Below are 22507 nucleotides of genomic sequence, written 5' to 3'. Positions count from 1 at the left end.
CCTCCCCTGCTCTCTCCCCTCGCCCAGGAGGGTTCCCCGGAGCTTCCGTAATCACGGTGGTTGCGGGGAGCCCTTTTGGGCGCCAATCACAACAGCACAGGGGGATAGAGCCATGACAGTACGAGCACGAATAAACGGCAGGGAGTTTTCGCTTTCGTGGGAGGAATTCGAGAAGGCTGTACTGAGGAACAATTTTTCAGACGGCGAGATCGAGGTGATCTACATTCTCTCGGGAGGAAGACCCTGCTACAGTCTTCAGGTTGGATGAAGCCCCGTCCGGCCTGGATAGAGGCGGCCCTTGTGGCCGCCTTTTCTTTTTTGCGTTAATTATGCGCACAGATTCACCTACAGCGATGAATACCAGGTAAGTGCCATCAGGCATTCTTCCCCATTTCATACGCATGATTCATTGCGGGGCTTTTCTTGATGTCCCCTTTGTTCCAGGCCCCGGTCCCGCAAATGACACCCTTCTCCCTGGCTCCAGTCAGACAGGCAGTGAACCCCCTGAATGATTCAAGAGTCCTTTCTAGCAGGTCTTTGTTACCTACCGCGGCTGTCATGATGAAATACATCTCTTTATTGCTGATCTCGGTGTACCGAGCATAAGTTCGGTCGATCAATGTCTTCATCTGGGCGTTCATGGTATAGAAATAGACTGGAGTGGCCATAACGATCACATCAGCGCTGATCATCTTATCGAGTATCTCGGCCATATCGTCTTTCTGGACGCATTTGCCGCCATTACCCTGACAGGCGTCACAGGCGGTACAATAATTGATTGTCTTGTCGCATACGAAGATCTTTTCTACCTGATTTCCTGATTCTGTTGCACCACGAATGAACTGGTCACATAACAGTTCAGAATTGCCGCCTTTCCTGGGGCTTCCGGACAATACCACTATCTTCTTTGACATAAAAATATCCTTTCAATGTATCTCACTGAGATTTTCTACCGCTCAAAACTTTGCCGAATACTTCACTGGCATTATCTGCTTCTTTCTTGCCAACTTTGGCACTGAGAACAGAAATCAGGGTCTTCAGCTGCGCCTCCGTCAGACCGGTATTGAGTCCGACGTTGAAATGGCCCTGCAGTTGGGGATTAACGCCATCCATGCTAGCCAACGCCGATATGGTGGCAATCTCCCTGCTCTGGAAGTCAAGATTGTCACGCCCGAAGATGTCGCCGAACAGGTGGCCTTTCAAAAACTGTTCGATGGCGGGAGTGAAGGTATATATCGGCCCGCTGACCGGCTTGCCTACAAGTTTCGTCTGAACGTTCGTGCCAAGTTCGACGCTGCTTTTATTGGCAGGCAAGGGGCTTGCCTCTCTGCCAACCTCATCCTTGATTCCCTTCTTCTGTCGCTCTTCCATGACACCCATGAAGGTACCGATACCATTTAGACTGCGCGGAAAACCGGTATATGCATACAGTTGCACCAGGATTTCCTTGACCTCGTTGACGGTCAGACCGGCATCCAGCCCTTCATTCAGGGAGACTTTCAGCTTTTCCAGATCACCCGTGGCGGTAAATGCGGCAATGGGGATAATGCCTTGCTGTTTTGAACTTAGTACCAATTTTTTCTCCATGGGTCGCGCCTCCGCTATGGCTGCAAGGATAAACATCATGGCAAAAATGATTGCCAGGAACTCGGTTACCAGTCTATTCATGCTTGCCACCCGGTTTACCGTTGTACTGCTCGTCGCTGACCTTTTCCAGCCACTCCACATTCTTACCGTTGATGGTCCCGGTGAGGGCGATATGTGTCATGGCGGTGGTGGGTGAGGCACCATGCCAATGCTTTATCTTCGGCGGGCACCAGATCACGTCACCAGCCTTGATCTCTTCGACCGGGCCACCCCATTCCCCGGTTCGACCGACACCGGCGGTAACGAGCAGGCGTTGTCCGGTCGGGTGAATGTGCCAGGCAGATCTGGCGCCCGGTTCAAAGGTGACATAAGCACCGGAGTATTGTGCCGCGTCGTTGGCAGCAAACAGGGGATCGACCCAAACAGTGCCGGTAAAGTATTCGGCAGGCACCTTGTAGGAAGCCTGAGTGCCGGCCCGGGTTATGGTTTGCGATAGTTTGATTTCTTCGGCGGCAAGCGCCTGACTGGCAAAAGCACCCATTGAAACAAGCAGGGATAGCGATAACAGGATCGATGTAATTTTCATTGTTTCTCCTCAACGCAGATCAGTGGTTCCAGATTCTCTTGGGCATCGCTTTATTTCAGATTTTTTGTGAAAAAGGATGTGAGCTTGTCAAAGGGAATAAGATTCACCCGGTCGTACAGATCCACATGCCCTGCGCCCGGTATAATGTAGAGTTCCTTCGGTTCGGCAGCCAGTTTGTAGGCATCTTCGCTAAACTCTCTGGAATGAGCGTTCTCACCGGTGATGAACAGCATCGGTCGCGGAGAGATCGTCTCGATGTCATTGAACGGGTAGAAGTTCATGAATCTGACGCTGCTGGTCAATGTCGGGTGAGTCGTCAGCATGGGCGACGAGCTCTTGGGAGTGAATTCGCCCCTTGGAGTGCGGTAGAAATCGTAAAACTCACGCTGAATTGGGTCGGTGTCCGCAGTTAGTTGATGTGCCGTCCCGCCGACGTATTTGGTTTCACCGCCCGTGAATTCGACATAGCGCTGCTCGGCTGCTGCCGAAATGATTTGCTTCCGCTGCTCGACAGTCTGCGAGTGCCCAAGTCCGCTACGGACGGCAGTGCCCATATCGTACATGCTGACGGTCGCAATGGCTTTCATGCGCGGGTCGATCTTGGCCGCACTGATGACAAAGCTCCCGCTGCCACAAATCCCGATAGCGCCAATCCGATCCCTGTCAACATACGGCCGGGTGCCCAGGAAGTCCACCGCAGCACTGAAATCCTCGGCATAGATATCCGGCGAGACAGCGTTGCGAGGCTGCCCCTCACTCTCCCCCCAGAAAGACAAATCCAGAGACAACGTTACGAACCCCTGTTCAGCGATTTTCGTGGCATACAGATTCGAGCTCTGCTCCTTCACGGCGCCCATTGGATGCCCGACAATGATCGCGGGATTTTTGCTGTTCTGCTTCAAGCCTTTGGGAATAAACAGATTCCCTGCAACCTTCATGTTGTATTGATTTTTAAACTCAACCTTTTGCATGGTTACCTTGTCGCTCTTGTAAAAATTGTCTGCTCCATTGGACTTGTCTGCCGCAAATGCAGCGCCAACGCCTGTCATACCCAGTATCATCATGGTGAGGACGCGGAAACAACGAGTGATAAAGCCTGTTTTGTTCATTTCGAACTCCTTTCAATTAGCAGGTTAGCCTGCCAGGTTGTTGTGATCGTTTTTGTTTAGTTACCATGTCTTTACTTGACGAGCTCAATTGTCACCTTTACTGAGCCAGCTACATTTAGAGACTCCACACCGGAATCAATTTTACCGATGACGATGATGCCAGGGGTGGGTATCCTCTCACCGTCCTGGCGATAGTAGATGGCTACGTCAGGACCAGGAGACCAGTAAACAATTTCCCCGACTTCGTACCTGTACGCTCGCCCCCCGTCAGTCGAGATTGCTTTGGGCAGATGGCCGTATTTTTCCCTGCGGAACAGATCGTTCATGGCCAGTGTTAGCGGCAGCAGGGAAATGAAATCCCGGGTAGTTTTGCTGTCGATCATCGTGGCCGTGATGATCTTGTCATTGACTCTCAAGCGTATTTTTATACTGTCTGACTTTTTTACACTCTCATTTTTCATGGTCTGCGCTCCCGCAATGGTTGCAACACTGAGTATTGAAATAAAGAAACAAGCCAAAATTATCTGGAGTTTTTTCTTCATGGTTTTTCTTCCTTTCAATATTTCCTCTCAGTGTGAATGCGCCTAACGCCCGTCATCCGCGCGGTTTGATGCGATCGCCATTGCCGATCATCAAGGATGCAAGTGCCAGAAGAATCGCACCACCGATGAATGTTGCGGCGATAGAAACATGATCCAGGAGTAAACCACCGAATGCGGCCCCCAGCATGATAGAAAGCTGGATTGCCGCTACAATCAGCCCGCCACCGCTTTCAGGTTCATCGCTGATGCCTTTGCTCAGCCAGGTGGACCAGCAAACCGGAATAGCCGAGTTCAAAGCACCCCAGGCAATCATCACAACTGCCACTCCCCAGAGGATATGACCAGCCGCCAAAAGTCCAAGTGTCACCACACTTAATGCCATTGGCAGCCACCTGAGCAGAGAATACATGTGGCGACCAAGCAGCATACCGGCTCCGTATGTGCCGGCAAATCCAGCCCCTCCCAGCCCAAGCAGGAGCATGGACAGCTGGGGCACACTCACTAGGGCGTAGGTTTCAAGGAAAGGACGCAGATAGGTGAAGGTGGCAAAGGCGCCGGCAAAAGTGAGCATCACACCCAGCATGGCGAAGGCAACATTACGTCGTTTCAGCAGGCCAAAAACCTTGGCGACAGGTTGAGCGGCCTGTGGGGGCATGGCCGGCAGACTGATCCATTGCCAGATCAGATTGACTACGACGATGGGGGTAAGTGCCCAGAAAACACCACGCCAGCCGATTATCGCCCCAAGATAGCTGCCGATGGGCGCGGCAAAGGTTGTAGCTAAAGCGTTGCCGGTGTACATGACCCCCAGCGCCTTTGGAACGGATTCCTCCGGAACCAGGCGCATGATCGTCGCCGTGGCCAGAGCCCAAAATCCACCTATCGTTACCCCCAGAAGCGCCCGGGCAAACATTAACATGGCAAAGTTGGATGCCTCGGCAATCAGGATCAGCGAGGACAGCATCAGCCCAGTCAGCCCCATCAGCACATGGCGGCGGTCGATGCGCCCGGCGATGGTTGCTATGAACAGACTGGTTACCACCGCAAAGAGACCGGAAATAGAGATCGCCTGGCCTGCCATGCCGCTGGTCGCCCGCAAGTCTTCTGCTATCGGTGTCAACAGGCTGACCGGCATGAATTCCGAAGCGATCAGCATCGCCACACACAGTGTCATTGAACCGACCGCGCTCCAGAGCTGCCACCCGGTAAAAGCTGCCTGTGTCGTTTTTGACGCGGATTCAGCATCCTGATAGCCGTCTGGCATCAATTCATCTAAAACAACGTGTGCAGCATTCTCATAAGTGCCTGTTAGCACCGCTGCAAAACCTGTATCAGTAATAATTCCAACTGTATCATCACAAGTAAAACTCATGTAAAACCTATCTCTTTCGCAATGAATGTATATCAGTAGATCACAGCGCCGACCGCAGCACAGAGACAATATCCGCCTCGCTCATCGGCGGCTGACCTGGCAAAAGCCCCTTGTCATCATGGATGATACGGACCGTTTCCTTGGCATACTCTGTCAGCAACGTGTCACCGATGCCGAGTTCAGACAGGCGGGTGGGGCAACCGATGGATTTGAGGAATGCTTCAAAGCGGTCAATGCCTTCAAGGGCACAGTCCAGATCGCTGCTGTTCTTTGCATCGAGACCGAAAATGCGTTCGGCAAACTGTACGAACTTTTCCTGTCTGTGGCTGGCGGCAAAGCGCATCCAGGCCGGATTGACCACAGCCAGACCTGCCCCGTGGGTGATGTCGTGATAGGCGGACAAGGTATGCTCGATCATGTGCACGGGGAACCCCCCGTTGGTGCCTGCATTAACCCAGCCGTTGAGGGCAACGATCGAAGCCCACTGCACCTGGGCGCGAGCTTCCAGGTTGTTTCCATCTTCAAGCGCTTTCAGACCGTATTCCATGGCGGTGATGATGACACTTTCTGCAAAGCGGTCCTGAATGGGGGTGCCAGCAACGCCGTTAAAACATCCTTCGGTCACATGGGTTATTATGTCACAGATGCCGTACGCGGTCTGATCCTGCGGCACACTCATCGTGAGTTCGGGGTCCACCAAGGCGACAACGGGATACAGACATTGGGCCTGGACAAATGACTTTTCCTTCGTCTCTTCGTTGGATATAACCGCACCCATGTTCATCTCGGAACCGGTAGCCGCCAGGGTCGGCACGGTTATGACAGGAAGCGCACGGGTCGGGACATACGGCACGGTCTGACCGTGGAAGATCATATCCCAAGGATCACCGTCATAGTAAAACGCGGCTGCCATCACCTTCGCTGCATCCATGGTGCTGCCGCCGCCCAGGGCGATGATCACATCGCAGCCTTCGTCCCGAGCGATCTTGGCACCTCGTCTGACGGTGGTGATTCTCGGGTTGGGCTCGACGCCGGAGCATTCCACCGTTGAGACGCCGGCACGCTTCAGGCTGGCGACTGCGCGATCATAAACACCACTGCGCTTGACACTGCCGCCGCCGGTAACCAACAGAGCGCGTTTGCCATGCTGGCTGGCAACCTCCCCCAGACGTGAGAGTGCTCCGGCAGCAAAGATCAGGCGGGTTGGGTTGTAGTACTCGAATTCCATGTGATTCTCCCTGAAATAAGTCTTTTGGTTGAAATTCTTAATCCTGATGATTTGATCGTAGCGCTTAACGGTATAAGTCGGTAGAACGATCCTACACATTTATTGCCTGATCCTACAAAGTGCTCCAAAAACATTGTAATAGAAAAAACGTCTTGCTATGATTCAATCAGGATTGCTTCGACAAAACACTGCATAAACAATAAATTAGGATATTTTATGGACGACAAAATAAAATCGTCGCGAGAAGCTTTGCGGGAGAGTATTGCCCGATGGACGAATAACAGTGATCTGTATGCAAGCGCAATTCAGGGGTTATTTTTTTTCAGACAGGACGAAATGACCGAACCGATGAGCGTCGTCTATGAACCAAGTATCTGTATGGTCGTGCAGGGTTCCAAGCGCGTGCTGCTGGGGACTGAACCATATGTGTATGACGAGAATCATTATCTGATTACATCCGTGAACCTGCCCACGTTCGTCCATGCCCTCGAAGCAAGCAAAGAAAGGCCGTTACTGGGGCTCAAATTGACGTTTGACATACAAGAAGTTTCTCAGTTGCTGGTTGACAGTAATTTCCCCCATCACCGTTCGCAACAATCCGGTCATGGTATGGCGACGAGTGAAGTAACACTGCCACTGCTCACTGCCTTTCAGCGCCTGATCGACCTGCTTGATGAAGAGCAGGAGATACCGATCCTGGCACCGATCATCCGGAAGGAGATCATTTACCGTTTACTTGTGGGTGAACAGGGGGCGCGTTTGCGCCAGATTGCGTCGGCGGGAAGTCAGAGTCAACAGATAGCACGTGCGATCGAATGGCTAAAAAACAACTTCTCACAGCCGCTGCGTATTGATGATCTGGCTGCCCAGGCCCGCATGAGCACTTCATCATTTCATAACCATTTTCGGTCCATGACCGCGCTCAGTCCACTGCAATACCAAAAGCACCTTCGCATGTACGAAGCCAGGCGTTTAATGCTGTCGGAGTCACTGGATGCTGCAAATGCCGCGTTCCAGGTCGGTTACGAAAGCCCTTCACAGTTCAGCCGGGAATACAGCCGCATGTTCGGTGCGCCGCCGTTACGGGACATTACGAAGCTTCGTATGATGACTGCTAAAGGATAACTGAGAGGATCAAACAGACCGGTATGAAAAGCGTTAAGGAAATAACCGAGCAATTGCTGACCGGTGCTGCAATAGCAGATGCTCTGGATGATCTGGCGACGCTCCGTCTCGAAATTTTCCAGGAGTATCCCTATCTGTATCGGGGGCTGCGAGAAGACGAGCTCACATACCTGGGCACCTATGCCGAGGCACCTGATGCTTGCGTCATTCTCGCCTATGACGGATCTACAGTGATTGGGGCTGCTACAGGCATGCCGCTTATCCACGAAGATGCCAAACTGCGTGGCGCTTTCGCCGGGACAGCGTTACCACTCAACGAGGTGTATTACGTCGGAGAATTGCTCTTTCGCCCGGCATACCGCAATTGCGGTTTCGGTCGGAAACTGCTTGCCCAGTTGGAAAACCACATCCGGTCTCTCTGCAGCTACCACATGATTACCTGCGCCACGGTTGAGCGACCTGAAGATCACCCCTCACGACCTCGTGACTACGTCCCCATTACACGATTCCTTGCCCACACAGGTTTTGCCCGAGTTCCAGGAGCAACGGTACACTTCACGTGGCTGGAGACCGACGGTGCAAAACGTGATCACACTATGTCGTTCTGGAGCAAGGAACTGATTTAATTGCCTGCGGCAGCACGCCACTGATTTTATCTGCTGAGGGAAATATCACGTAAAGATATACCTCGAATTTGATACTTTGTTAACGGAATCTTGGGTAGTGTCAACTGTGATGATCATCTGAATCATCTTTTTGGTGTTGCCTCTGCATCTGAGAAAGCCTGTACTGCATCCGGGAGGCGCTGTCCCCTGATCTTGATCGCTGCGACGGACGCATTCAGCTCGGATAGTTCGGATGCTGTCAGGCGAACATCGCTCGCGCCGATATTCTGGAGCATATGCTCTTTATGGGTTGTCCCGGGGATTGGCACGATCCAGGGTTTCTGTGCCATCAGCCACGCCAGGGCTATTTGCGCAGGCGTGGCAGATTTTCGTTCCGCCCACTTCTTTACCAAGTCGACAAGCGCCAGATTATGCGGCAGGTTCTCCGGCGAGAATCGGGACTCCGTACTTCTAAAGTCACCGGGAGCAAAGCGGGTATTGGCGTCGATCCAGCCCGTCAGGAACTGTACGCCGAGTGGGCTCCATGGAACAAAACCAATTCCAAGCTTCTCACAAGTAGGAATTACTTCTTTCTCGGGTCCGCGCCATAACATCGAGTATTCGCTCTGGACAGCAGTGATGGGTAATTCTGCATGAGCACGTCGCAGCGTCTTAAGTCCCATCTCCGAGAGCCCCCAGTGCAAAATCTTACCTTGATCCATCAGGGCTTTAACCGCTCCTGCTACATCCTCAATCGGAACCTCGGGGTCAACGCGGTGCTGATAGAGGAGATCAATTCGATCGGTTCGAAGACGTTTAAGCATAGCCTCAACTACCCGCTTAATATGCTCAGGTTTACTGTTGAGTCCCGGAAGCCGCTTGCCGGTTTCCTGATCGATGTTCCAGCCAAATTTAGTTGCTATCACGACCTTATTGCGGAAAGGAGCCACCCCTTCTCCGAGAATGCGTTCTACTTCAAACGGCCCGTATGCCTCCGCCGCATCGAAAAAGGTGACGCCACGATCGAAGGCGTCGCGGATGACGTTAATCATTTCCGGACGGTATGGCACAGTAGTATCATACTTGCGGCTCATGTTCTGCACGCCGAGGCCAATGCTCGATACCTCCAGTGTGCCGAGTCTGCGATTTCCCAGGCTTGAGGACTGGTGACCTGCTCCCCGGTGGGATTTCTGTCCTTCCTGAACTTGTGCAGCGGCGGAAACATGTGGCAGCAACGAGGCTGCGACCACTCCTGCTCCTGCGATGAGAAACTTGCGGCGATCCAGCATGGCAGCGCCAGTTTTTTGGGTGTGGTCGTTTTGTGTATTATCCATGTCCGAGCCTCCTACTTTCTTGTGTTCAATACCGTGTATTTCATATAGCGGTTACGAAGTTGGTTTAAGCAGCATCAAGTCCGAGCTCTTGTAACTTTGCCTTCCCGGGTTTGGTGCTCTCTGGATCCCAACCTCGATCCTTGTAGTACTGGGTGAGCATGGCCTCGAACTGACCCCGGTCAAGTACTGACCCTTTCTTGGAGCCGATAGTGAAAGCATCCTCGAAAAAGCGGTCGGGGAGTCGGTCATCTGCCCGGCGGAACCCCTCGCGGTAATTAAACAACTTCTCCAGGTTGAAGATCCGTTCACCAGCCTTCTCGAACTCGGCTTTGTCGTATTCATGTCCGGTGATGGCGCTGAGCATAGCGAGCATTGGTTCTTCCAGCGCCGGCTCGAAGGTGGGAAAAAAGCACATGCCGGTCGAGTCGAGCATGGCCCGCCGGTTCTGCATGGCGATATTGTCGCCGCTCATGTGACAGGCCCCACGGGAGGCGGTGACGTAGGAAAGCCCCCGAGGCTGGTTTGCCTGGATGTTGTGCGCGGCCAGTTCCAGTCCCTTTACCTGTATGGCAAACTTCTCACTCCCCTTGCCGATATGCCAGGAAAGCGCCCTCACCCCTTCGGCGGCCAGAGCTCCCACGCCTTCCTTCGCAGCGATTTTCTCGATCATCGCCAGCGTCGCATCGACGCTCCCCCATTTGAGATCGATGCCGTCCAGAAAAGTCCTATTGATCAAACCCTTCTCGTAGGCCTCCATGAGAAAGCCGATGACATTGCCTGTGGAGATTTGATCCAGGCCCAGGTCGTCGAGGGTGGTGATTGCCTTCAACAGCCCGGGCATGTCCGAGATCAGAAGGTTCGAGCCAAGCATGACACCGGTTTCGTACTCGGGGCCGTCGTGAACAATGCCGCCGTATTTGCCTTTCGTTATGCCACTCTTCTTGCAGGCAAGCGGGCAGCAATAACAGGCGATGTCTTTCACCCAGACATCGCGCCTGGCAGCGTCGCCGCCGATTTTGTCGGCATCCGGAAAGGTTCCTTCGCGATAGTTCCGAACCGCCTCAGTCCCCGCATTACTGTTGCCAACGATGGCCCGGGCCGTTCCCTGCTCCGCCCAGGACTTGGCATAAGCGGTACCGTACAAGGCCGATCGCGCCTTTTCCAGAGCGGCCAGGAACCGCTGATGATCGGCAACGCCCGGTTGCCCCGAACCCTTCACCGCGATGGCCTTTAGGTTCTTGGAACCCATGACGCAGCCCATGCCCCCCCGGCCAGCTGCCCGCCCCGCCGTATGCAGGATGCTGGCATACTGAACGAGATTCTCCCCAGCCGGACCGATATAGACAGTCTTGAATCGCCGGTCGCCAAGCGCATCCAGGAATACCTTGTCGAAGGCATCCGTGCGCATACCCTTGAATCTCTTCCCCTCGCGAATCTCCACCTTGTCGTCATCAATAACGACATAGCTGAGTTCAGGCGCTTTGCCGGTAATGACGAGACCGTCATAGCCAGCAAACCTGATCTCCGGACCGAAAAAACCACCCATATTCGAGTAGGAAACAGTCGAGGCATGGTCATACTCGGACTTCAGCGGCGAGGTAATGGGGGATTTCGTCACCACGCAGGTCCGGGACGATGAGGGAACCGGCAACCCGGAAAACGGACCCGGCATGAAGATGAGCGGGTTTTCGGGCGAAAGTGGGTCGATGCCCGGTTTTTTCAGCCGATCCCAGAGAATCTTCATACCGAGCCCCTGGCCACCGACGAACTTGTCCAGGTCTTCGGCAGGGATGGCCACTTTTTCACTTTTGCCAGTGGAAAGGTCTATGTGCAGAATTACGCCATGGTACCCAGGTTTCCTACTCATTTCATCCCTCCAAACTCAGCCGTCCCATACCAGCCTTTAGCCAGTTCAGCGGCAATTTTTTCCGGGCCGAGGCCGTAAAACTTCCGGTCACTCCGAACCTCGACATAGGAGATCGCCCCAAAGGGGCACCGCTTGACGCACTGCGGTTCACCGCCACAAAGGGTGCACATTCGTTCAGGCTTGCCGGTTAGGGAGTTGGGGGTTATGACCCCGGTTCTTTGCGTCGCGCAGGCTTTGGCGCAACTTTGGCAGCCAATACACCTCTCGGGATCATTGTGTATGGTGCGCGTCACCTGATCCCGATAAAGGGCTCGCCTCCCAGTCTTCGCATCAGGGGCAACCGGACACGCCTTCACGCAGGGAGTATCATTGCACATGGCGCAGACACTCGGCACATCCACGTCGGGGTTAAAACTGTGCACCCGGATATTGGCGAACCGTGGATTTCCCAGTCCCGGCAGTTTCCGCCCGGCGATTGACACCGGCCAGTTTTGCGCCGAACAGGCAGTTTCGCAGGTCCGACAACCGGTGCACTTGGTATAATCAACCAGCACCATCTTCAATTCAGGGTCACCAGAGAGAGCCCAGGCCAAACCCTGGACCCCGAACTGACCAAGTAGGACCACAGCCCCACCACCCAGCCCAACCCCTTTGATGAATTCCCGGCGGGTGAGGTTTGTCCCTCCACTAGAACTGTCACTGTTTTTCATGGTATACACTCCGTAGCTCATACAATATTGCCTGCATAGCGGCTTCTTATCTCAGTGTCGTGCCGAAGAACGAGGTCAATTTAGCCATGGCCTGATTCACATATTCCGGTTTCCAATATGTTTCGATATGGGTTGCGCCATCAATCAGGAACAGCTCTTTGTTTCTCGTGCCAGTCGCACCTGCAAAGGCACTTTGGGTCATATACAGTGAGTCGGCCTTGCTGCCCGCTATCATCAGCAACGGTTGATTGATCAGATCCATATTGCTGGCGGCATCGAAACTCATCAAATCGATGAGGCTACTCATGGTGTATTTGGAAGTGGAGTTTGGGTGGGCGTGAGTCTTGCCGTAGTATTCAAACCCCTGGCGATACAATTCAAACGGCAATTTGGCAATTTGTTCATCAGTCAGTTTGGTATCACCTGCATAGATAATCTTGCCTCCGGCCGCTTCTTGCGCCCGGGCGTCAGAAGCCTGCTGCAACCGTTCCTGGATTGTGGCTACTTGCGAATCCATATAGCCATTGCGCCGAACTAATCCGGAATTAAACATGCTCAGAGTGGAAACGGCTTTGAATCGCTTGTCGGTTTGGGCCGCTTTCAGTGAATAGCCACCACCCCCACAAATGCCTAGCAAGCCTAACCGATTAGCATCTACACCAGCATACTGAGTGAGTGGTCACGAACAGCTCATGCCTGGCCACGCCACTACTCCTTATCGCGTCGCCGACGGCTCTTTCATTCATGTAAGAGGCAGCCGTATCAATCAGTCGATAGCCCGTTTGCAAGGCATCACTGACGCTGCGTTCACATTCGTTGAGGTCGCTGACCTGGAAGACGCCGAATCCGAGAACGGGCATCTCCACGCCATTATTAAAGTTAGTTTCTGCATACTTGGTATCTTCTTTCTGAGTACCTTCGTTTGCTCATCGTCCCGTCAACTCTTCAATTTTTTCGGGGTAGCGGTTTCCGTGTACAGTGATTTTTGCGGCGGCCTGTTCGATAGTGGCAAGATCGTCAGCCGTGAGTTCTATTGAAGCAGCGCCGATGTTTTCATCCAGGCGATTCAGCTTTGTGGTTCCCGGAATCGGCACGATCCATGGCTTCTGGGCCAAGAGCCATGCCAGCGCAATCTGGGCAGTTGTTGCATTCTTCTGTGTTGCGATGCGGTCGAGCAAATCGACCAGAGCCTGGTTCGCTTTTAATGCCTCCGGTGCGAAGCGCGGTAGGGTGCTACGGAAGTCGGTGCTGTCGAACGTTGTCGCCTGGTCGATTTTGCCGGTGAGGAATCCCTTGCCAAGAGGGCTGTAGGGGACGAGGCCGATCCCCAGTTCTTCAAGGGTCTGCAACAGTCCTTCTTCAGGGCGTCTGAACCAGAGCGAGTACTCATTCTGAACCGCTGCCACCGGCTGGACAGCATGGGCACGCCGAACAGTCTGTATTCCTGCTTCCGAGAGGCCGAAGTGCTTGACCTTCCCCTCCCGGATTAAATCCTTTACTGCTCCTGCCACCTCTTCGATCGGCACGTCCGGATCGACCCGGTGCTGGTAAAAGAGATCGATGACATCTGTCCTGAGTCGCTTTAGCGAGGCTTCGGCCACTTCCTTGATGTGCTCCGGTCGGCTGTTCAGTACCGGCCCACCTCCCTTAGTCGAACGGGGATCAACACTGGTGTCAAAACCGAACTTGGTGGCTATAGTCAACCGGTTGCGGAATGGCGCAAGCGCTTCTCCGACAAGCTCTTCGTTGGTGAAAGGGCCGTAGACTTCTGCCGTATCGAAAAAGGTAATTCCACGCTCGACAGCGGCCCTGAGTATGGCGATCATTTCTAGCTTATCCTTTGGGGGTCCGTATCCGAAACTCATACCCATACAGCCGAAACCGAGTGCTGATACCTCAAGACCACTTTTCCCCAATAATCGCTTTTGCATTGTTTTCTCCTTTCATCACTTACGGCCCAACTGATCCGTAGCAGCTGATCAATTATTAATTGTATCGTACCGATTAAGTGGCAAAAGCGGTAGATTGATCCTCCGTGTTTTTTGCCTAATCCTACGGAACGGTAAATTTTCGTTGAAAGCCGAAGAGATGATAAGGTACGCTCTATATGTAGAGTGCGGGAAAAAACCTAATTGTCATGCAGGAACCTGCGGGTGGAACAAATGGAAACAGCGATAGAATCTTTGGGAAAGCGAGTTGCCCGATGGACCGAACAGATAGAGCCAAACGAAACGGCTATTCGCGGCTTGGCCCTTTTCCGACGTGAGCAACCAACGGAGCCGGTTAGCGGCATGTACGAACCGAGCATCTGTCTCATAGCACAGGGGGCGAAACGCGTAATCCTGGGGGAAGATACCTACGTATATGACGCGCACCACTACCTGATCACGTCCGTACATCTACCCACTGTCGTGCAGATAATCGAAGCGAGTCCGGGAAAGCCTTACCTGGGGCTCAGGCTGAAGCTCGATCAGCGCGAGATTTCACAACTCATGGCCGACAGCAGCCTTCCTGCACCGCGTACGCAGCAATCGGGCCGTGGTATGGCGACTGGGGAGGTCAACCTTCCGTTGCTTACTGCCTTTCATCGGCTGATCGATCTGCTTGGCGAGCCACAGGATATTCCGATCCTGGCGCCGATTATCCAGCGGGAGATTATCTACAGGCTGCTGGTAGGGGATCAGGGGGCGCGACTGCGCCAGATTGCATCGGCGGGTAGCCAGAGTCATCAGATAGCTCGGACAATCGAATGGCTGAAGGTGAATTTCATGCGGCCGTTGCGCATCGAAGAACTCGCAGAGCAGGCGCGCATGAGTACCTCGACCTTTCATCAACACTTCCGGTCAATGACGGCATTGAGCCCGTTACAGTACCAGAAACAGCTACGTTTGCAGGAGGCCAGGCGTCTCATGCTGGCGGAGCGGATGGATGCTGCAAACGCAGCATTTCAGGTTGGATATGAAAGTCCTTCGCAGTTCAGCCGCGAGTACAACCGCATGTTTGGAGCCCCACCTTTGCGGGATATTACAAGTTTGCGGCAACTGGGTGCCGGTGAGAGGGGATAGGAGATGCGAAACTAGCAGGATACCTATGCAAGCTTATGCATGGTTTTCTCTGCCTGCTCCCCCATGAAATCCATCAAGCGGTAGAGGGCATCACACTTGTAGGGTGCGAAGGCGCCCTTGAAGAGCTGCAGACGGGCAACCTCGATCTTCTGCGCGAGATCGGCGACACGGGTCAGCACCAGCCGCGGCTTGATGCCGACCTCCTCGGCAAACAGCTCCCAATGCTTCTTCTGGATGTCGCCAGGATCGTTCTCTCCGCCGATCTTCATGGCCAGCCCTTCTGCCAGGCCATACTGGGCGTAGATCCGGGTGGAAAGGAGATCGTAGAAAGGGGCCAGCATTGGCCCTTCAGGCAGTAATAGCAGGGAAATGTTCTTACCGTGGGCGTCGGAGTTGCCGATCAGGTAGTTGAAGATTACCCAGTTCAGCAGTGACAGCACATCCTTTCCCGATCTGACGCTTGTCTTCCGTACCAGATCGAAGCATGCCGCCAGTGATGGGCCCCCTTCGGATTCGTATTTGAACTCTGGTGGAACCCCGAGCGCCTGGCAGAAATCCTCCTGGTGCAGCCTCTTTGTGCCATCCACGGTTGTAATGCGATCATACCGTTTGACGACAAAGACCCTTGTATCCTCATGCTGATGGATGAACGAGCGCGGCACATCCAGGCCGATCTCGCCCGCTAGCGCCATGCAGAATGCTTCGTTCTCTACCGAGCCGTCAAGGTCCTCGATTGCCGGTTTGATAATGTAGTTGGAAGTGAATGCGCCATATCCGAGATGGAAGTGGTCGTCATCGTAGAAGACGGGCAGCTTCTTCTGCGCGCCGGCAAGGCAGAGCCGTACCCCCTTCTCGCCGGCAAGAAGCGGTCGACGCGGCAGTTCTCTGATGATGGCGGCGAGCTCATCCGCCGAGAGCTGGCGATATCGACCAGGTTCGTGTTTCAGTTCTCCGGTCTCGGGATAAAAAGAAACAGCACCGGCGCAGTCGCCACCGATCCGCTCCAGCAGGCCGAAATCATTATTCAGCGAGATTCCGAGATTGCGGACGATCACTGCCCTGATTTTGTCTTCAGGAAGGAGGTTCGCGAAGAAGGGATGCGACTCGTCGTCAAGATAGGGGTCGGTCCTGAGCGGCAGCGAGAGCGACAGGGGGATTTTCGAACGCTCCAGCCAGTCCTGGTCGTACTGGAAGCAGAACCGCTTCTTCTCGTCCAACCAGAGCCGCCCGACTACTGCATCATCAATTCTCACCGAGAGAGCTGCAGTCATGATTCGGCCCCCGGAGTCGCCCACGTCCGTGGTTTCGCTTCCAACTCGATACCCAGGCACTTGATTACCTGGAGCACCTTGTTCAGTCGAACCGTTTCCTTGCCGTTCTCCAGGGCAGACATAAAGGCATAGCTCACTCCGCAAACAGCAGCAGCCTCTTCCAACGTGAGGCGATCGTTTTTCCGCTTCTGTTTGATGATGCGCCCGATGTCTTCCGCACTGGCAATCTTCATGTTACCTCCATGACCCCACATATACGCTCGTATATATATCAGCATTAATGCCACAAGGCCACCATTATATACATGATCATTGATGTTATTCACCACAACGCCATGAAAGAATGAATATAGCCGATTCTAGATAATTAACGGAGGATACTAGATGAGCGAAGGTTGCTCCAACCTTCAAACCGGCAGGCGCTTCGACAGAATAATCTTGCTACCGCCATGCACAATAATCTAGCGTTGACAATACAGAATAAACTAGTTATTGTAATGCACAATAGTCTAGAAGTGGGAAAGGGATTGCAATGGCAACAACTCCGGTACAACGCAGGCTTGCCGATGCTCTAAGTGCCCTGAAGATATTGCAGGATGACGGTAAAACCGCCATAAAGTCGGGTGACCTGACTCGAATGCAGCGGGAGAGTCTTGTTAAGAACGGCTTCCTGCGACCTATTGTCAAGGGGTGGTATATGCCCTGCCGGCCGGGCGAAGAGACCGGCGACAGCACGCCCTGGTATGCGGCGATGCGTGACTTCATCCAAGGCTATTGCACCGAGCGGTTTGGTGATCAATGGCACGTATCAGCAGAATACTCATTGTTTCTGCATACGGGAAAGACTATTACACCGCAGCAGGTTGTGATCCATTCGCCGCTTGGCCAGAACGGTCTGCTGAAGCTGCCTGACAATTGCTCGATCCTGGACTACAAGGTAAAGGATTTTATTCCTGCCGGGAAAATCCAGGTGGTGGAACGAATCCGCGTTCTAACACTGCCGGTGGCACTCATCCGGGTGCCGGAGGCATTTTTCACTACCTATGTCCAGGATGCCCATATCGCTCTTCATCAGTTGCGGGATGCGTCGGATCTCAACCGGGAACTCCTGGAAGGGGGCCATAGCAGTGTAGCCGGGCGTCTCGCCGGCGCGCTACGGGCATCGGGGCGAGAAGAATTGGCGGCTGATGTATTGGCGACCATGAGAGCAGCTGGATTTGTGGTCAACGAGTCGAATCCTTTCAGCATCGCACCGCCGGCCCTGGCATTCACCAGAGCGCAATCGCCCTATGTCCTGCGAATGCGTCTCATGTGGCAAACCATGCGAGAGATCGTCTTGAGCTCTTTCCCCGCTGAACCAGGCATCCCGTGCGACATAGAGAAGTTCATGGATGCAGTTGAAGAAAACTATAAAACCGATGCCTATCATTCCCTCTCCATTGAAGGGTATCGTGTCACTCCGGATCTTATTCAAAAGGTCGCCACCGGGGACTGGAATCCGGAAAGTAATGGCTCTGACGCGGAAATGAAAAATGCCATGGCGGCACACGGTTACTGGCTCGCTCATAACGAGGTCAAGACCACGATCAGAAGCATTCTGACCGGAGCAAATCCCGGCGCCGCTTTCCGCCATGACCACGCTTCATGGTATCGCAACCTTTTCTCACCAAATGTCGATGCCGGTTTCCTCAAGCCGGCGGACCTGGCCGGATACCGGACTGACAAGGTTTTTATCAGGGGTGCAACGCACGTTCCCCCTTCTCAGGATGCAGTCCGTGACATGATGCCGGAACTGTGCGACCTGTTGGAGGCTGAACAGAGCGCAGCCGTTCGCGCTGTTCTGGGACATTTTCTGTTTGTGTACATCCATCCGTATTTTGATGGCAATGGCAGATTGGGCCGGTTCCTGATGAATGCCATGCTGGCGTCCGGCGGTTACCCGTGGACGGTAATCCGGATTGAACAACGATCTGATTATATGGCATGCCTTGAATCGGCGAGTTCGCGGGGAGAAATAAAGCCTTTTGCGGAATTCGTCGCCAGATCGATGAAGGTTTAGGCAATAAACTGGCTCGTCTACATAATTCTCTATTCCGACAACTCTATACTGGGATGATCACGGATATTGATAGGCGCCTCCGGCAGCACGCAAATGGAAGTGGCGCCAAATATTTCCGGGGACGACATCCATTACAGGTTGTGTATTCCGAAAATGCCCACAACCGCTCTTCTGCAGCCAAAAGGGAATCACAGATCAAGGCCATGAATCGGGCAGACAAGGAACTTCTGGTGTCGCAGCACTTACTGACCTTGAAAACTTGAATCTCTTGCCAGGATGTACGGGATTACCGCCTGCACTCCCCAATGTGTTCCGGTCTCTTCAAATCTGATGGATGTTATTAATCATTTGTGATATTTACAGCACTCATATTAAACGAAGAGGTCCTGGGATGACGAAAGCTGATATAGCGGAAAGAATTCAAGAAAGGCTGTCATGCACGAAGAACGATTCAATTGAACTAGTGGAACTTGCCTTGGAAGCGCTCAAAGAGGCGATAGTCAAGGAAGGGCATGTGAAGATCAGCGGCTTTGGGAACTTTGTGGTTCGGAAGAAGGCGGATCGGACCGGAAGGAACCCTCAGACCGGAGAAGCTATTACCATCTCATCGCGGAGTGTGTTGACCTTCAAGCCGAGCACGATATTGAGATCCCGCGTCAATGGAAAGTAAAGCTCCGCACACCGGCCCCTTCTTCCAGCGTGGATCGAGCTAAGGTATAATGGCCTTCACGTATTCATCAAGTTCCGCAATAGCCCCAGATGCTCCCGAGCCGTCACTCCCATAATTTACAATAATTTCAAGTGCCTCCTTTAATTCTGTGAGACGTGAAGTCCGCTGACAAAAATCATCGAAACGCGCCTCTTGTATGGCAATTCGAAGCTGTCGTATTTGTTTTGTCGCTACATCCCTCTTCTCTTGGTCAGGCTCGTCATTCACGTAGTTCTGCAATTTAGCGATTGTAGCTTCATATATTTCTGTTGTACTCGCCATTTCAGACTCCCTCCCGTAATTTCAAAGTTGCTTCCCTTAACCCCAAAGCCCTATTTATAAAATCAGCAGTGGCAACTGGCCGATTGTATTTTATCGTTTTTTCTAACTGTAGTAATGACATTCTGGTTTGATTAAGAAGCTTCTTGTATTCGACAATCACTTCGTGCTGAGATTTGATCCTGCTGGTTATCGCATTTGCGATTGCAATTTCGTTCTTTGTTGAATCCACCAGCATCTTTAGCATCGCCAGGTCTGTATGCCCGGGAGTCCGAACTCCAACACGAGGTTTAACCTCAGGCAGTTTCTGGTGAACAAGTGTAGCCCTTGCATCATTCATTTGTTTAATAACACCGGTGATCTCTGTTGCGACCTGTAGTTCGTCCGCAACATTAAGGAATTGAAATCGAAGGCCTGAAAGCCGATTATCGGATAAGTCCCGAGGTACTGCCATTTGCTCAGAAACGATTTTGTCGATGTCATCTGCATCGGCAATCAATATTCCGATGATCTCGCGGACTGGTTCCCCTCCCTTCGTAACAAGGTTCAGGAATTCCCTCCTATTTGTAGCCTCGTCAGCCATCGCAATAATTTCGGCTGCAATGCCGGCATAAGGGACAGCCTTCTGGACTGCTTCCGTAATTCTACTTGACCCAATCTGCAGGAGACTGTTGCTGAACGACTCTAGGCTAGATTTGACGTTTTTAGGGTTTTTGCCCTCAGCGAGTTGAACAAGTACCGTGTTGTAACGGTCGATTGTTTCCAACGCCAGAAGTCGTTCATTTGCTGCCTGGTCCCTTTCCTTTAACTTGGCCAGGCGTTCTGCTGCAGGTTGTGGGTTCGCAGGGTCTTCAGCAAGAGCTTTTGCCGCAATTTTCCCACGAAGTACTATATCTTCTGTCGCTGTCTTTGCCGCTGCAAAGCTGCTCCTGTAAGCATCAAAATTTCGAGTCGGGATACTTACACATCCAGATGTTAAAGGAGCCACTACCGCTACCAAAAGAATGAATTTGCATAAACAACGGGGCAAGCCGAAAAATGGTATCAGCATATTCCTCTCCTTTAAAAACAAGAGGTTCTCTTATTTAGAGACAAGATTAGGGTGTCACTTTTTGTGATGCAACCCTCTATTTGAAGAGGCTTTTTAGGGATTTCTCAAGCTCATCCATTGCCTTCTGTGCTTTCCGACCGTCATCACCGCTGAATTGAATTTCTGCTCTGCAATACGAGCACGTTTTCTTGCGGCCAGGAACCATTTCTTTAATTTTGATTTTTATCTTACGCTTGCACCCAGGACAGTTAATATCTGCTTCGAGATCCATAAACTCCTCCTTCATCCACAACTGAGCTTTTGTTATCCTGTAGTTGTACTGATAGAGCTCTCCGCACTACCAGTACAATTCACGGTTAATATTTGCGGCAATGAATGGAAGACTTAAGCTCTTGAAAAACAGGTGCCAATTATGAGGAGCAATAAATGCCATACGTCCACCACCATTATCCCAAACCGGCACTACTGTGCCAGCTAATCCCGCAGATGAAGCCCTGATTTGTAGTTCTGAAACTATCGAGTCTTTTTCATCTTCAGTTTTATATCCGAATGACTTATCCAGAGGGATAATGACAAGGTCTACACCTTGTTCCCGGATATGTGCTACCTTGAATCTTGGCATCTGAGCCTCCCTTATTATTGAGAAAGGAAATTACGGGCATTCTGGTAGGCTAAGCAGGTTATTGGGATGTTCTCCATCGTTTTCAGTTTTCAGATACTTGTTGCCATTTCTGCTAGCGACAATGACCCAAACTGATTTCCCTCCGACGCTGACATAGAACTTCCATTTTCCGCTCTCGATGCCGACAATCGCATCTTGTTGGGACAGCTTCCAACGAGTACCATCTGCGTTGGTACCGCCGACGGAACGAATGCGTTCATGCGCATTCATGCGATCACTCTTGTTAATGCACTTGATCTGGTGGATGTCCGCCATGTTCATAGCCCCTTTGTGTTGAAATATTCTCAGGTGCCATAATAAATGACGACCTCCCCCTAAAAGTGTCCTACGTTAAAAAATATTTTCATCATAATTCCGGCATATTACCCTTGCTCCTTCCAGAACCTCCTGTTTCAGCTTCTCCGGTTCAAGAACTACAACATCCCCTCCGTACTGCAAGATTCGCATCTTCACCTCATGAAACTGGCAAACTGGAAATGAAAGAATGAGGCTTCCGTCATTTAACTCTTCGATCTGCTGATCCTTATGCCATATTTGCTCCCGGATCCACGGTGCCCGAAATGGGTTGAAGTGCAATCTGACGAGGATCAGCTGTCCTCCTTGAAATATCCCAAATCCCCCTTCCATCTGATTTTTCCACTGCGACCTCGGTTTTGGGACGAAGGTATCGGATTTCATTTCAACATCTCGCATTCGTGACAACATGAACGATCGCCATTCACCCCTAAGATGACAGAATGCAATGACGCCCCAGCTTCCCATGTAATGCTGCAAATGGTGCGGTTCCACAGTCCGTTCTTTAGGTTGTTGGTCGCGAGGTGAGGTATAAATAAAGGTGAGAAGTCGATTTTCGATGAGTGCTTTCATGACGGTCTTGAATACTTGGCCTTGCGCAGGAGCATATTCATTCCATGAAGAGGAAAAAGCCTCACGAAATCTCTTTTCTGTAACGCCGAAGAGTCCATTCTTCCCGAAGAGTTTACGGCCGAATGACTTTATCTGTTGGCTGATGACGCCTTGGGCACTGTTGGCTAAGATGTTTTGGGCAAGAAGGATTGCTAGCATCTCCTCTTGGGTTGGTTCAGATGCTGGCAAAACAAATGTATTGTCGGTGTAGAAATAGCCTTTTCGAGTCGAATTGTATTGGAGGGGCGCGTTTAACTGATCGCGCATATAATCTATCGCTCGTTGAGCTGTCTTCGTCACTACTTCAAATTGTTGGGCTAGCGTTGTTGCATTTGGGTATCTACCTGCCTTCACCTGCTGGTCAAACCATTGATACTGCACCAGTTTTTGATTTTCCCCCATAACCACTCCAGTGCAAAA

General features: G+C 52.2%; 26 protein-coding genes and 2 pseudogenes. 7 read left to right on the top strand and 21 right to left on the bottom strand.

Annotated features, from left to right (window positions below; genetic code table 11):
* Positions 1-112: 112 nt before the first annotated feature.
* The gene (locus CFB04_RS17810) at positions 113-268 is read left to right on the top strand and encodes a hypothetical protein (RefSeq protein WP_157698713.1); all 156 of its coding nucleotides are present in this window, start codon (positions 113-115) and stop codon (positions 266-268) included.
* Positions 269-374: 106 nt separating this feature from the next.
* Here the strand turns inward: CFB04_RS17810 and CFB04_RS04370 are convergent, their stop codons facing one another.
* The 7 genes from CFB04_RS04370 to CFB04_RS04340 all read right to left on the bottom strand — a co-directional run bounded on the left by CFB04_RS04370 (position 375) and on the right by CFB04_RS04340 (position 6424).
* On the bottom strand, positions 375-914 hold the full coding sequence (locus tag CFB04_RS04370; protein WP_088534140.1) for a flavodoxin family protein: 540 nt from the start codon (positions 912-914) through the stop codon (positions 375-377).
* Between the two features lie 22 nt (positions 915-936).
* Positions 937-1668 (bottom strand): carboxymuconolactone decarboxylase family protein, encoded by a 732-nt coding sequence (locus CFB04_RS04365; protein ID WP_088534139.1) that lies wholly within the window; start codon positions 1666-1668, stop codon positions 937-939.
* A complete protein-coding gene (locus tag CFB04_RS04360) occupies positions 1661-2173 on the bottom strand; it encodes a cupin domain-containing protein (protein WP_088534138.1) in 513 nt (170 codons plus the stop codon). The genes CFB04_RS04365 and CFB04_RS04360 overlap by 8 nt, the downstream gene beginning before the upstream one ends.
* A 50-nt stretch (positions 2174-2223) precedes the next feature.
* A complete protein-coding gene (locus tag CFB04_RS04355) occupies positions 2224-3237 on the bottom strand; it encodes an alpha/beta hydrolase (RefSeq protein ID WP_369833274.1) in 1014 nt (337 codons plus the stop codon).
* A gap of 116 nt (positions 3238-3353) precedes the next feature.
* Complete coding sequence (locus tag CFB04_RS04350) at positions 3354-3824, bottom strand: cyclophilin-like fold protein (protein WP_088534136.1); 471 nt, start codon at positions 3822-3824, stop codon at positions 3354-3356.
* A gap of 52 nt (positions 3825-3876) precedes the next feature.
* Positions 3877-5088, bottom strand: coding sequence for an MFS transporter (locus CFB04_RS04345; RefSeq protein WP_369833273.1), 1212 nt, complete (start codon positions 5086-5088; stop codon positions 3877-3879).
* A gap of 148 nt (positions 5089-5236) precedes the next feature.
* On the bottom strand, positions 5237-6424 hold the full coding sequence (locus CFB04_RS04340; protein WP_088534134.1) for an iron-containing alcohol dehydrogenase: 1188 nt from the start codon (positions 6422-6424) through the stop codon (positions 5237-5239).
* A gap of 216 nt (positions 6425-6640) precedes the next feature.
* On the opposite strand from CFB04_RS04340, the gene CFB04_RS04335 reads away from it, so the two are divergent.
* Both CFB04_RS04335 and CFB04_RS04330 read left to right on the top strand, forming a co-directional pair.
* Positions 6641-7549 carry an AraC family transcriptional regulator gene (locus CFB04_RS04335; RefSeq protein ID WP_088534133.1) on the top strand — a complete coding sequence of 303 codons (909 nt, stop codon included), beginning with the start codon at positions 6641-6643 and terminating at the stop codon, positions 7547-7549.
* 23 nt (positions 7550-7572) lie between these two features.
* Positions 7573-8175, top strand: coding sequence for a GNAT family N-acetyltransferase (locus CFB04_RS04330; RefSeq protein ID WP_088534132.1), 603 nt, complete (start codon positions 7573-7575; stop codon positions 8173-8175).
* A 122-nt stretch (positions 8176-8297) separates the two neighbouring features.
* Here the strand turns inward: CFB04_RS04330 and CFB04_RS04325 are convergent, their stop codons facing one another.
* The 6 genes and pseudogenes from CFB04_RS04325 to CFB04_RS04300 all read right to left on the bottom strand — a co-directional run bounded on the left by CFB04_RS04325 (position 8298) and on the right by CFB04_RS04300 (position 13996).
* The gene (locus CFB04_RS04325) at positions 8298-9488 is read right to left on the bottom strand and encodes an aldo/keto reductase (protein WP_197692569.1); all 1191 of its coding nucleotides are present in this window, start codon (positions 9486-9488) and stop codon (positions 8298-8300) included.
* Between the two features lie 64 nt (positions 9489-9552).
* Positions 9553-11355, bottom strand: coding sequence for an aldehyde ferredoxin oxidoreductase family protein (locus CFB04_RS04320; protein WP_088534131.1), 1803 nt, complete (start codon positions 11353-11355; stop codon positions 9553-9555).
* On the bottom strand, positions 11352-12065 hold the full coding sequence (locus tag CFB04_RS04315; RefSeq protein ID WP_088534130.1) for a 4Fe-4S dicluster domain-containing protein: 714 nt from the start codon (positions 12063-12065) through the stop codon (positions 11352-11354). The genes CFB04_RS04320 and CFB04_RS04315 overlap by 4 nt, the downstream gene beginning before the upstream one ends.
* A gap of 46 nt (positions 12066-12111) precedes the next feature.
* Positions 12112-12741 (bottom strand): annotated as a pseudogene (locus CFB04_RS04310) (alpha/beta hydrolase); the annotation flags it as partial.
* Positions 12740-12925 (bottom strand): annotated as a pseudogene (locus tag CFB04_RS04305) (aldo/keto reductase); the annotation flags it as partial. The pseudogenes CFB04_RS04305 and CFB04_RS04310, both read right to left, overlap by 2 nt.
* 66 nt (positions 12926-12991) lie before the next feature.
* On the bottom strand, positions 12992-13996 hold the full coding sequence (locus tag CFB04_RS04300; RefSeq protein ID WP_088534129.1) for an aldo/keto reductase: 1005 nt from the start codon (positions 13994-13996) through the stop codon (positions 12992-12994).
* A gap of 231 nt (positions 13997-14227) precedes the next feature.
* Here CFB04_RS04300 and CFB04_RS04295 point away from each other — a divergent pair, with 231 nt between their 5' ends.
* The gene (locus tag CFB04_RS04295; RefSeq protein WP_088536696.1) at positions 14228-15130 is read left to right on the top strand and encodes an AraC family transcriptional regulator; all 903 of its coding nucleotides are present in this window, start codon (positions 14228-14230) and stop codon (positions 15128-15130) included.
* A 23-nt stretch (positions 15131-15153) separates the two neighbouring features.
* Here CFB04_RS04295 and CFB04_RS04290 read toward each other — a convergent pair whose 3' ends face one another.
* Both CFB04_RS04290 and CFB04_RS04285 read right to left on the bottom strand, forming a co-directional pair.
* Positions 15154-16401 carry a type II toxin-antitoxin system HipA family toxin gene (locus tag CFB04_RS04290; RefSeq protein ID WP_088534128.1) on the bottom strand — a complete coding sequence of 416 codons (1248 nt, stop codon included), beginning with the start codon at positions 16399-16401 and terminating at the stop codon, positions 15154-15156.
* Complete coding sequence (locus CFB04_RS04285) at positions 16398-16634, bottom strand: helix-turn-helix domain-containing protein (RefSeq protein ID WP_088534127.1); 237 nt, start codon at positions 16632-16634, stop codon at positions 16398-16400. Before CFB04_RS04285 ends, CFB04_RS04290 begins: the two co-directional genes overlap by 4 nt.
* Before the next feature lie 299 nt (positions 16635-16933).
* On the opposite strand from CFB04_RS04285, the gene CFB04_RS04280 reads away from it, so the two are divergent.
* The 3 genes from CFB04_RS04280 to CFB04_RS04270 all read left to right on the top strand — a co-directional run bounded on the left by CFB04_RS04280 (position 16934) and on the right by CFB04_RS04270 (position 19130).
* Entirely contained in the window at positions 16934-18460 is a 1527-nt protein-coding gene (locus CFB04_RS04280) for a Fic family protein (RefSeq protein WP_088534126.1), read from the top strand.
* A 53-nt stretch (positions 18461-18513) separates the two neighbouring features.
* Entirely contained in the window at positions 18514-18723 is a 210-nt protein-coding gene (locus CFB04_RS04275; RefSeq protein WP_304441158.1) for a GIY-YIG nuclease family protein, read from the top strand.
* Between the two features lie 128 nt (positions 18724-18851).
* Positions 18852-19130: an integration host factor subunit alpha gene (locus tag CFB04_RS04270; protein ID WP_088534125.1), complete on the top strand. Its 279-nt coding sequence runs from the start codon at positions 18852-18854 to the stop codon at positions 19128-19130.
* Between the two features lie 39 nt (positions 19131-19169).
* On the opposite strand, the gene CFB04_RS04265 is transcribed toward CFB04_RS04270, so the two are convergent.
* The 6 genes from CFB04_RS04265 to CFB04_RS04240 all read right to left on the bottom strand — a co-directional run bounded on the left by CFB04_RS04265 (position 19170) and on the right by CFB04_RS04240 (position 22489).
* The gene (locus CFB04_RS04265) at positions 19170-19451 is read right to left on the bottom strand and encodes a hypothetical protein (protein ID WP_088534124.1); all 282 of its coding nucleotides are present in this window, start codon (positions 19449-19451) and stop codon (positions 19170-19172) included.
* Between the two features lies 1 nt (position 19452).
* Entirely contained in the window at positions 19453-20499 is a 1047-nt protein-coding gene (locus CFB04_RS04260) for a hypothetical protein (RefSeq protein ID WP_088534123.1), read from the bottom strand.
* 76 nt (positions 20500-20575) lie between these two features.
* Positions 20576-20770, bottom strand: coding sequence for a hypothetical protein (locus tag CFB04_RS04255; RefSeq protein WP_088534122.1), 195 nt, complete (start codon positions 20768-20770; stop codon positions 20576-20578).
* Positions 20771-20836: 66 nt separating this feature from the next.
* Positions 20837-21121 (bottom strand): hypothetical protein, encoded by a 285-nt coding sequence (locus CFB04_RS04250; RefSeq protein WP_088534121.1) that lies wholly within the window; start codon positions 21119-21121, stop codon positions 20837-20839.
* A gap of 30 nt (positions 21122-21151) precedes the next feature.
* A complete protein-coding gene (locus tag CFB04_RS04245) occupies positions 21152-21436 on the bottom strand; it encodes a DUF3892 domain-containing protein (protein WP_088534120.1) in 285 nt (94 codons plus the stop codon).
* A 75-nt stretch (positions 21437-21511) separates the two neighbouring features.
* Positions 21512-22489, bottom strand: coding sequence for a YafY family protein (locus CFB04_RS04240; protein WP_088534119.1), 978 nt, complete (start codon positions 22487-22489; stop codon positions 21512-21514).
* Between the last annotated feature and the right edge of the window lie 18 nt (positions 22490-22507).

Origin of the sequence: Geobacter sp. DSM 9736 (genome assembly GCF_900187405.1) — a bacterium.
Lineage (GTDB): Bacteria > Desulfobacterota > Desulfuromonadia > Geobacterales > Geobacteraceae > DSM-9736.
The sequence above is the reverse complement of the archived record's forward strand: the minus strand, read 5'-3'. Positions and strand labels throughout refer to the sequence as shown.

Bases quoted from the DNA above. Each gene is read 5' to 3' on its own strand.
- CFB04_RS17810 (WP_157698713.1), top strand. From the start codon at position 113: ATGACAGTACGAGCACGAATAAACGGCAGGGAGTTTTCGCTTTCGTGG.
- CFB04_RS04370 (WP_088534140.1), bottom strand. From the start codon at position 914: ATGTCAAAGAAGATAGTGGTATTGTCCGGAAGCCCCAGGAAAGGCGGC.
- CFB04_RS04365 (WP_088534139.1), bottom strand. From the start codon at position 1,668: ATGAATAGACTGGTAACCGAGTTCCTGGCAATCATTTTTGCCATGATG.
- CFB04_RS04360 (WP_088534138.1), bottom strand. From the start codon at position 2,173: ATGAAAATTACATCGATCCTGTTATCGCTATCCCTGCTTGTTTCAATG.
- CFB04_RS04355 (WP_369833274.1), bottom strand. From the start codon at position 3,237: ATGATGATACTGGGTATGACAGGCGTTGGCGCTGCATTTGCGGCAGAC.
- CFB04_RS04350 (WP_088534136.1), bottom strand. From the start codon at position 3,824: ATGAAGAAAAAACTCCAGATAATTTTGGCTTGTTTCTTTATTTCAATA.
- CFB04_RS04345 (WP_369833273.1), bottom strand. From the start codon at position 5,088: ATGCCAGACGGCTATCAGGATGCTGAATCCGCGTCAAAAACGACACAG.
- CFB04_RS04340 (WP_088534134.1), bottom strand. From the start codon at position 6,424: ATGGAATTCGAGTACTACAACCCAACCCGCCTGATCTTTGCTGCCGGA.
- CFB04_RS04335 (WP_088534133.1), top strand. From the start codon at position 6,641: ATGGACGACAAAATAAAATCGTCGCGAGAAGCTTTGCGGGAGAGTATT.
- CFB04_RS04330 (WP_088534132.1), top strand. From the start codon at position 7,573: ATGAAAAGCGTTAAGGAAATAACCGAGCAATTGCTGACCGGTGCTGCA.
- CFB04_RS04325 (WP_197692569.1), bottom strand. From the start codon at position 9,488: ATGGATAATACACAAAACGACCACACCCAAAAAACTGGCGCTGCCATG.
- CFB04_RS04320 (WP_088534131.1), bottom strand. From the start codon at position 11,355: ATGAGTAGGAAACCTGGGTACCATGGCGTAATTCTGCACATAGACCTT.
- CFB04_RS04315 (WP_088534130.1), bottom strand. From the start codon at position 12,065: ATGAAAAACAGTGACAGTTCTAGTGGAGGGACAAACCTCACCCGCCGG.
- CFB04_RS04300 (WP_088534129.1), bottom strand. From the start codon at position 13,996: ATGCAAAAGCGATTATTGGGGAAAAGTGGTCTTGAGGTATCAGCACTC.
- CFB04_RS04295 (WP_088536696.1), top strand. From the start codon at position 14,228: ATGGAAACAGCGATAGAATCTTTGGGAAAGCGAGTTGCCCGATGGACC.
- CFB04_RS04290 (WP_088534128.1), bottom strand. From the start codon at position 16,401: ATGACTGCAGCTCTCTCGGTGAGAATTGATGATGCAGTAGTCGGGCGG.
- CFB04_RS04285 (WP_088534127.1), bottom strand. From the start codon at position 16,634: ATGAAGATTGCCAGTGCGGAAGACATCGGGCGCATCATCAAACAGAAG.
- CFB04_RS04280 (WP_088534126.1), top strand. From the start codon at position 16,934: ATGGCAACAACTCCGGTACAACGCAGGCTTGCCGATGCTCTAAGTGCC.
- CFB04_RS04275 (WP_304441158.1), top strand. From the start codon at position 18,514: ATGATCACGGATATTGATAGGCGCCTCCGGCAGCACGCAAATGGAAGT.
- CFB04_RS04270 (WP_088534125.1), top strand. From the start codon at position 18,852: ATGACGAAAGCTGATATAGCGGAAAGAATTCAAGAAAGGCTGTCATGC.
- CFB04_RS04265 (WP_088534124.1), bottom strand. From the start codon at position 19,451: ATGGCGAGTACAACAGAAATATATGAAGCTACAATCGCTAAATTGCAG.
- CFB04_RS04260 (WP_088534123.1), bottom strand. From the start codon at position 20,499: ATGCTGATACCATTTTTCGGCTTGCCCCGTTGTTTATGCAAATTCATT.
- CFB04_RS04255 (WP_088534122.1), bottom strand. From the start codon at position 20,770: ATGGATCTCGAAGCAGATATTAACTGTCCTGGGTGCAAGCGTAAGATA.
- CFB04_RS04250 (WP_088534121.1), bottom strand. From the start codon at position 21,121: ATGCCAAGATTCAAGGTAGCACATATCCGGGAACAAGGTGTAGACCTT.
- CFB04_RS04245 (WP_088534120.1), bottom strand. From the start codon at position 21,436: ATGGCGGACATCCACCAGATCAAGTGCATTAACAAGAGTGATCGCATG.
- CFB04_RS04240 (WP_088534119.1), bottom strand. From the start codon at position 22,489: ATGGGGGAAAATCAAAAACTGGTGCAGTATCAATGGTTTGACCAGCAG.